The sequence below is a fragment of the Propionibacterium australiense genome (genome assembly GCF_003666605.1).
In the GTDB taxonomy this organism is placed as follows: Bacteria; Actinomycetota; Actinomycetes; order Propionibacteriales; family Propionibacteriaceae; genus Propionibacterium; species Propionibacterium australiense.
In genome coordinates, this window is sequence record NZ_RCIV01000049.1 from 1 (window position 1) to 2,148 (window position 2,148).

Here is a 2,148-nt window from a genome sequence, read left to right on the forward strand (position 1 = left end):
CGCTCCCGTTGGAGGACTTCTGCGACCAGATACTCCCACCGGCGCTGGTCAGGGCGCCGGCCATCATCGCCGCGCCGATGGGCCCGCCGACACCGGTGCACATGACCGCGAAACCGGCCACCACCATCGCGCCGGCGGCGATGTACTCCCAGTTCTCGCTCACCCAGCCGGTCACCGCACCAGCGGCGTTCTGCAACATCCCGTTGGACGCCTGCTGATAGGCCCGCAGGTCCTCCTCGGAGACGGGCCGCAAACCCAGCGGATCAGCGGACCCGACGGGGTCGTTACCGGCGTACGAGTACGGGTTCGCCGCCCACGCCGCGCCAGTGACCGGTTCGAGGGGATCGGCCGACAGGAACACCCTGGTGACCGGGGCCCCTGATGCGGGTGATTGATCAAACGGGCAAGGGGCCGCTATTCAGTTGTCAAATCGACTACTACTCGAACAATACGGTAGCGATCGACCAGAAGACCTCGCGCAGGTAGAGAACCCCACTCAAAACATGCCCACCCTCGATTATTTCGATTCCCTGTCAAACTTGATATTCCATGTGCCATAAAGATACGAAGCAAGCCAAAAGGGGTTGCGAGGCCTCAAGAGAATTTTGCGACTCAACTATTTATCGAGTCATATTCGACACGGTGTGACTGATTCGTTAAAGTATTATTTAATTCTTAAGTGATCGGATGATGTGCTCAATCCTTGACTGGAGTGGTCCGGAGGAAAGTGGTGCCGCCGGCGAGATACATGTGTTCGCACTCGATCATGACGGCGAAGCCTCCCTGGGTGATCGTGAGTCGCGTGTGCCCGTCAGAGGATCCCATGCTGACATGGGCGTTGCCGAGGAGAAGCCTGCCGCTGATCTCGGCGCGGTGGATCCTAGTGCAGACGAGCCTCACCTCGACCGCGTTGTCTCCTTTGAACAGGTCGGCCAGGTCGAAGACGATGTTGAGCCCGATGTCCCCGGCGTTCGCCGTGATGTCGAGGCTCGTCAACTCGCGCACGGTCAAGGAGGAACCCGGCCCGAACAGGTCATCGAGTGTCATGATGTTCAAGTTGTCCGCCAGCCATGCGGCATCCATGGTTCGCTCCCTATTCTTCGACGTGGCCTCACAAGGTGGCGTGCAGATCCTGCAGCCCCCGCAGGAGCAGCCCGCCCCGAGAGATCGGAGCGACGCAGTCATAGACTTGCTGACGTCTGTCGCGGTCATCCTCAAGCTCGCAGGTGAGGTCGACGATGCCTGCCAGGGCCCGCTCATCGGTCAGATCAGACAACAGCGCATATAAATAGGGCAGCAAACTCGTGATGATCGAGCGGCAACGCTGATCCAGCGTGTTGTCACCGTGCATCTGCTCGGACAAAGCGGGCCACCCCATGGCGATCTCTACTAGCAGGTCCAAGCCCATCCCAAGCCCGTACTGCGACCACTGATCGCTCTTGATCCGGTCAACGACGAGCCGGGTAACAGGCTCAGCCGCTTGATACAGCTCGCGTTGAAAGAAAGCGTTCCCCTCGATACGCCAGTAGGCCTTCTTGGCGATCTCAGGAGTCGGCGCCTCCATCATCTCGCCAACCGCCCCTGGCAATACGGTAGGGTCCTCCGCTGCTCGCACATGACTCCAGTCGACAAAATCATCATCCGGCATCCCATGCACCCCCTGGCTTATACTGAGTTCCCGGTGGGAACTGATTTTGGTCATATTGCTCTTGACATCGCCGACAAACTGGGACTTCATCTCCAGTGCGGGGCCTAATTGCTTCAGTGAAATGTATATCTTTAGGATCACCACCAAGCTGGCGCGCGACGTCATCTTCCGCACATCCAGTTGGATTGCTACTGGCTCCCGCCACGACACGCCCGTCATCCGTATATCCGCCGGTAACAGTTGCGGTTTTACGTCCTTTTTCACGAGCGAGATCATCTCGGGCTGCACGTGCTTGTTCCAAAAGATCAGAGTCATCGATTCCGGTGTCTTCTGGTGTGCAACTGGGGTTGGTTTGGTTGTGGACGAGGATGGGTTGTCCGGTGTTGGTGGCCACGTGGTAGTTGTGTAGGCCACCGATGGCGAGGTTGTGGACGGTCTGGGTGTGTCCGGTGGCCTGGACCGAGACCACTTGGACGGTCTGGCCGTCCGGGGTGTGGAGG

The 2,148-nt window shown here is 59.0% G+C and carries 3 protein-coding genes; all 3 read right to left on the reverse strand.

Translation table 11 applies throughout. The features are described 5' to 3' along the window. Window positions 1-361: RHS repeat-associated core domain-containing protein (locus D9T14_RS13135; protein WP_510749564.1), on the reverse strand; the 361-nt coding region annotated here is incomplete at its 3' end. Between the two features lie 335 nt (window positions 362-696). Further along, window positions 697-1,047, reverse strand: a complete 351-nt coding sequence (locus D9T14_RS13140; RefSeq protein ID WP_126464168.1) for a hypothetical protein — start codon at window positions 1,045-1,047, stop codon at window positions 697-699. A 64-nt stretch (window positions 1,048-1,111) separates the two neighbouring features. Then, complete coding sequence (locus D9T14_RS13145) at window positions 1,112-1,963, reverse strand: hypothetical protein (RefSeq protein WP_121592130.1); 852 nt, start codon at window positions 1,961-1,963, stop codon at window positions 1,112-1,114. Window positions 1,964-2,148 lie beyond the last annotated feature (185 nt).

Bases quoted from the DNA above. Each gene is read 5' to 3' on its own strand.
- D9T14_RS13140 (WP_126464168.1), bottom strand. From the start codon at position 1,047: ATGACACTCGATGACCTGTTCGGGCCGGGTTCCTCCTTGACCGTGCGC.
- D9T14_RS13145 (WP_121592130.1), bottom strand. From the start codon at position 1,963: ATGACTCTGATCTTTTGGAACAAGCACGTGCAGCCCGAGATGATCTCG.